At 63.7% G+C, this 5847-nt stretch carries 5 protein-coding genes and 1 pseudogene; 4 read left to right on the forward strand and 2 right to left on the reverse strand.

Annotated features, from left to right (window positions below; all coding sequences use genetic code 11):
• Positions 1 to 373: 373 nt before the first annotated feature.
• Positions 374 to 511: pseudogene (locus Q6A48_RS25730) on the reverse strand (DUF6124 family protein); the annotation flags it as partial.
• A 54-nt stretch (positions 512 to 565) separates the two neighbouring features.
• A complete protein-coding gene (locus tag Q6A48_RS25735) occupies positions 566 to 2212 on the reverse strand; it encodes a Na+/H+ antiporter (RefSeq protein ID WP_304557289.1) in 1647 nt (548 codons plus the stop codon).
• Positions 2213 to 2532: 320 nt separating this feature from the next.
• Between Q6A48_RS25735 and Q6A48_RS25740 the strand changes: the two genes are divergently transcribed.
• The 4 genes from Q6A48_RS25740 to Q6A48_RS25755 all read left to right on the forward strand — a co-directional run bounded on the left by Q6A48_RS25740 (position 2533) and on the right by Q6A48_RS25755 (position 5745).
• Positions 2533 to 2895: an ArsC family reductase gene (locus Q6A48_RS25740; protein ID WP_304557290.1), complete on the forward strand. Its 363-nt coding sequence runs from the start codon at positions 2533 to 2535 to the stop codon at positions 2893 to 2895.
• Between the two features lie 31 nt (positions 2896 to 2926).
• A complete protein-coding gene (gene dapD, locus Q6A48_RS25745; RefSeq protein WP_304557291.1) occupies positions 2927 to 3961 on the forward strand; it encodes a 2,3,4,5-tetrahydropyridine-2,6-dicarboxylate N-succinyltransferase in 1035 nt (344 codons plus the stop codon).
• 177 nt (positions 3962 to 4138) lie between these two features.
• Positions 4139 to 5344, forward strand: coding sequence for an aminotransferase class V-fold PLP-dependent enzyme (locus Q6A48_RS25750; protein ID WP_304557293.1), 1206 nt, complete (start codon positions 4139 to 4141; stop codon positions 5342 to 5344).
• Entirely contained in the window at positions 5341 to 5745 is a 405-nt protein-coding gene (locus tag Q6A48_RS25755) for a SufE family protein (protein ID WP_304557294.1), read from the forward strand. The genes Q6A48_RS25750 and Q6A48_RS25755 overlap by 4 nt, the downstream gene beginning before the upstream one ends.
• Positions 5746 to 5847 lie beyond the last annotated feature (102 nt).

The raw sequence follows: 5847 nt of genomic DNA on the forward strand, positions 1-5847 counted from the left end.
AAGACTAGAACTCCATACGACGAAAGCGTCTATCTACAAGCCTTGACCTGCCACGACTCGCCTTTGACGAGGGCATCGCAAGCAACAAAGGTATGTTGACGGAAGAGCTCAGGGCGTGAAGCAGCCCTAAAAGCCGGCAACTCGGTGTGCCAGGACAATTGAGTTGCCTGCTTTGGGGCTGCTTTGCAGCCCAACGGGGATAAATCCCCTCGCCACAGGTTCAGTGCGTCACTGGTACTTTTGTATTTTGCCTTTCGATTTATCGCGAGCAGGCTTTGCTCCCACGTGGAGTTGTGTGGCCCACACAACCTGTGATCGACACCAGATCCTGTGGGAGCAAAGCTTGCTCGCGATGAGGCCGACACTTATTGCATCAAGTCCGAAGCTCTACCCGATCCAAAGCCTTGTTCGCCAGCAACGCCCCCAGCTCGATCATCTGCACCACCCCCAATGCCACATGCCGCCGCGAGCCGTCCAGGTCAAACGCCAGGTCGCTGAGCATCGCATTGGCGTGCGTCTGGCAGGCCACCACTCCCTCGCCACACTTAGCTTTGCGCCATGGCTGCTACTTCCCCAACCCCAAATTCGCCTCCGCCAAATCCAGCTCCCCCAGCACCTCACGCAACACATCATCGCCAATCTGGTGATGACGGCTCAGGCGATACAATTCCAGACGCTGCGCCCGATAAGCCTTCAAGCGCAACCGCCGCTCCAACAGGTCCATTTCGAACGCCAACGCCTGGGCTTCGGCAGAGTCGTTGAAGATGTCGAGTTGATGGCGGTACTCGGACATCAACCGTGCCTTGACCTCCGTCGCCATCGCCGCCTGGGCCGCGTCCGGCGCAACGGTCGCGTCGGCCGGGTCTTCCAGTTCCAGCGCATGGATCGCCGCTTCGGCGGTCCTGCGCCAGGCATCGCGCACTTCATTGCGGCGTCGGTCGTCGGGGCTTTTCTCGATGCCTCGCAGCAACACCGGCAAGGCGATGCAGGCTGCAATCAACGACAACAGGATGACTCCGGCGGCGATGAAGATCAGCAAGTCCCGCTCGGGGAACGCTTCGCCGGCGCCCAACAGCATCGGCACCGACAACACGCCCGCCAGGGTCACCGCCCCCCGGACGCCACCGAACGTCAACAGCCAGCAGGAACGCGCCGTCGGCACCAGCGTCAATTCACCCTTGCCGCGCCAGCGACGCAACAGCCCGGACACACGCCAGATGCTCTGTACCCAGATGAACCGCAGCACCAGCAGCACCAGGAAAATCGCCACCACGTCCAGGCAGCGGTAGAACAGCGTCGGCCACAGGCTGGGCTCAAGGCGGGTGACGGCCTTGATGATGTCGGGCAGTTGCAGGCCCAGCAGCAGGAAGATCAGGCCGTTGAAGGCAAATTCCAGCAGCGACCAGACACTGCGGTTGAGCAGCCGCGTGCCGGTCTGGCGCGGCAGCAGGTCGAGCCAACTCTGCATCATCCCGGCCGCCACCGCCGAGAGGATCCCCGAGGCGCCCAGTCGCTCAGCCACCACGTAGGCGGCGAAGGGCAGCAGCAACATGAACACCACGTGGGTGGCCGGGTCATCCCAGCCGCGGGCGATCATCCAGGTGCGCAGGCGCCCCATCAGCCAGCTCAAGGCCACGCCCACCAACAGGCCGCCGATCGCCACCAGGACGAACGCCAGGCTCGCACCGGCCAGGGAAAAGACGCCCGTGATGGCCGCCGCCAGGGCGAACTTGAACGTCACCAGGCCCGACGCATCGTTCATCAAGGCTTCGCCCTGGAGCATGTGCATCAGCGGCGCGGGCAAGCGGTCGCGGGCGATGGCCGACACCGCCACGGCATCCGTGGGCGACAGCACGGCGGCCAGGGCGAAGGCCACCGGCAGCGGGATACTGGGCAACAGCCAGTGAATGAAATAACCAGCCCCCACCACCGTGAACAGCACCAACCCCACCGCCAGCGTCAGGATCGGCCCGCGCAAGCGCCACAACTCGCGCTTGGGCATCCGCCAGCCATCGGAGAACAGCAGCGGGGGCAAGAACAGGAACAGGAACAACTCGGGATCGAGGGCCACGTGCAGGCCCAGGGACGGCCAGGCCAACACGGCCCCCGCGCCAATCTGCACCAGTGGCAACGGCAGGGGAATCAACCGCCCGATGAGGCGGGAAACGCCTACCAGTGTCAGCAGGATCAGGACGGTATAAGCGCTTTGCATAGCGGGGTTCCATTTACAGCGACACACATCCGGCAACAGCTTGCCGTTGAAGTGCCATATTAACCGCCTAGGATTAACCTGGCCGTTACACCTATGTCGCAGCCCGCCCTGTTGAATGAGCCTGTGGGAGTTAAGCTTGCTCGCGATGAACGATGGCGCAGTCTTGCAGTTGAACCGTGTCGCCAGTATCGCGAGCAAGCTTTGCTCCCACAGGCCCGCCCACGGTTTGGGCGCATGCCGATCCGGGCCGCCGCGAAACCGTCCGGTCATGGCATAATCCGTCACCTTTTATTCCCAGCACCTGCAAAGGGGGCAGTTCCTTGACCGATTCAAGCAAAACGTTGCACCTTTTCGGCATCAAAGCCTGTGACACGATGAAAAAGGCGCGCACCTGGCTGGATGAACACGCTGTGCGCTACGACTTCCACGACTACAAGAGCGCCGGCATCGACCGTGAGCACCTGGCCCAATGGTGCAACGAGCATGGCTGGCAAGTGGTGTTGAACCGGGCCGGTACGACCTTTCGCAAGCTCGACGACGAACGCAAAGCCGATCTCGACCAGTCGAAAGCCATCGAGCTGATGCTCGCCCAACCCTCGATGATCAAGCGCCCCGTGCTCGATCTCGGTGACCGAACCCTGATTGGCTTCAAGCCAGATATTTACGCGGCAGCGCTCAAGTAACCTGCCCAGTCCATTTTGTAGAGGTAATTTCATGTCCACTTCCCTGTTCAGCCTGGCCTTTGGCGTCGGCACCCAAAACCGTGACGGCGCCTGGCTGGAGGTGTTCTACGCCCAGCCGCTGCTCAAGCCATCGGCTGAGATCGTTGCCGCCATCGCCCCGATTCTCGGCTACAGCGAGGGCAACCAGGCCATCACTTTCACCACGGCCCAGGCTTCGCAGTTGGCTGAAGCACTGCGCAATGTCGATGCCGCGCAAGCCAAGCTGCTGACTCGCCTGGCCGAAAGCCACAAGCCACTGGTCGCCACCCTGCTGGCCGAAGATGCCCAGTTGAGCTCCACCCCTGAGGCCTACCTCAAGCTGCACCTGCTGTCCCATCGCCTGGTCAAGCCCCATGGCCTGAACCTGGCCGGCATCTTCCCGCTGCTGCCGAACGTGGCCTGGACCAGCCAGGGCGCAATCGACCTGGCCGAACTGGCCGAGCACCAGCTCGAAGCCCGCCTGCGCGGCGAGTTGCTGGAAGTGTTCTCGGTGGACAAGTTCCCGAAAATGACTGACTACGTGGTCCCGGCCGGCGTGCGCATCGCCGACGCCGCGCGTCTGCGCCTGGGCGCCTACGTGGGCGAAGGCACCACCGTGATGCACGAAGGCTTCGTCAACTTCAACGCCGGCACCGAAGGCCCGGGCATGATCGAAGGCCGCGTATCGGCAGGCGTGTTCGTCGGCAAGGGCTCGGACCTGGGCGGCGGTTGCTCGACCATGGGCACCCTGTCGGGCGGCGGCAACATCGTGATCAAGGTGGGCGAAGGCTGCCTGATCGGCGCCAACGCCGGCATCGGCATTCCGCTGGGCGATCGCAACACCGTGGAGTCGGGCCTGTACGTGACCGCCGGCACCAAGGTCGCCCTGCTGGACGAGAACAACCAACTGGTCAAAGTGGTCAAGGCCCGCGACCTGGCCGGCCAACCCGACCTGCTGTTCCGCCGCAACTCCGAAACCGGCGCGGTAGAGTGCAAGACCCATAAATCGGCCATCGAGCTGAACGAAGCTCTGCACGCCCACAACTAAGCCGCTTCACACCCTCACCTGTGGGAGCAAGCTTTTTTGTGGGAGCAAAGCTTGCTCGCGGTGAACGATGACGCGGTCTCACCGTAAACCGTGTCGCTGCCATCGCGAGCAAGCTTTGCTCCCACCAAAAAAGCCCGCCCTCACAGGGTCCGGCGTAACCCAGCAGGGCCCGAAAGCATGTTGATCCAATCCCCCTGGCGTGCCGACTTCCCGGCCATCGCCGCCCTGCAACGGCAAGGCCAGACCTACCTGGACAACGCCGCCACCACGCAAAAACCCCAAGCCTTGCTCGACGCCCTGACGCATTACTACGCCAACGGCGCGGCCAACGTGCACCGTGCGCAACATTGGCCGGGCGCCCATGCCACCCAGGCCTTCGAAGACAGTCGCCGCAAGGTCTCGCAATGGCTCAATGGCGGAAACTGCGGGCAGGTGGTCTTCACCCACGGTGCGACCTCTGCGTTGAATCTACTGGCCTACGGGCTGGAACATTTATTCAACCCGGGCGATGAAATTGTCATCAGCGCCCTGGAACACCACGCCAACCTGCTGCCCTGGCAGCAACTGGCCGAGCGCCGTTCGTTGAGCCTGGTGGTGTTGCCACTGGATGCCGACGGCGTGATCGATCCTGGCGCCGCCGCCGAACTGATCGGCCCGCGTACGCGCTTGCTGGCGGTGAGCCAGTTGTCCAATGTGCTGGGGGCCTGGCAGCCGGTGTCGGCGCTGCTGGCGCTGGCCAAGGCCCAAGGCGCGCTGACGGTGGTCGACGGCGCCCAAGGCGTGGTCCATGGCCGCCATGACGTGGAGGCGCTAGGCTGCGACTTCTACGTGTTTTCCAGCCACAAACTCTATGGCCCCGACGGCCTGGGCGTTCTGTTTGGCCGTACCGAAGCCCTTGGCAACCTGCGCCATTGGCAGTTCGGTGGCGAAATGGTGCAACAGGCCGATTACCACAGCGCCAGCTTCCGTCCGGCGCCGCTGGGCTTCGAAGCCGGCACGCCGCCGATTGCCAGCGTGATCGGGTTGGGGGCAACCCTGGATTACCTGGCCGGTCTCGACACGCAAGCGGTCATCGACCATGAAGCGGCGCTGCATGCCTACCTGCTCCACGGCTTGCAGGCGCGCAACGGCATTCGCCTGCTGGGCAATCCGCGCCTGGCCTTGGTCAGTTTTGTAGTCGACGGCATCCACAACGCCGACCTGGCCCACCTGCTGACCGAGCAAGGCATCGCCGTACGCGCCGGGCACCACTGCGCCATGCCGCTGTTCAGGCACCTGCACCTCTCGGGCGCGATCCGGGTGTCGCTGGCGCTGTACAACGACTCCGCCGACCTCGAGCGCTTCTTCGAAGCCCTGGACCAGGCCCTGGAGATGTTGCGATGAACCTGCCAGCCGATGCCGCCCTGGCGCTGCACACCTTTCAAGACGCCTCCGGTTGGGAACAACGTGCGCGGCTGCTGATGCAATGGGGCGACCGCCTGCCGCCGCTGGGCGACACCGACAAGTGCGACGCCAACCTCGTGCACGGCTGCGAGAGCCAGGTGTGGCTGGTGGGACGCTTGCACGATGGGCACTGGCAGTTTTCCGCCAACAGCGATGCACGGTTGATCCGTGGATTGGTGGCGTTGTTGCTGGCGCGGGTCAATGGGTTGTCCGCTGAAGAGTTGCGGCAGGTTGATCTGCCAGACTGGTTCAATCAGCTGGGGTTGTCGCGGCAGCTGTCGCCGTCGCGCAGCAATGGGTTGAATGCGGTGCTACAGCGGATGCGCGAATTGACGCAATGATTGTGGCGAGGGGGTTTTTTCCCCGGGGGGGGGGGCCCCCCCCCCCCCGGGGTTAAAACCCCCCCCCCAAAAACGGGCCGGGTTGGGGGGGGTCCAGGTGCG

The sequence above is a fragment of the Pseudomonas citrullilanati genome (assembly GCF_030580855.1).
Classification (GTDB): domain Bacteria; phylum Pseudomonadota; class Gammaproteobacteria; order Pseudomonadales; family Pseudomonadaceae; genus Aquipseudomonas; species Aquipseudomonas citrulli.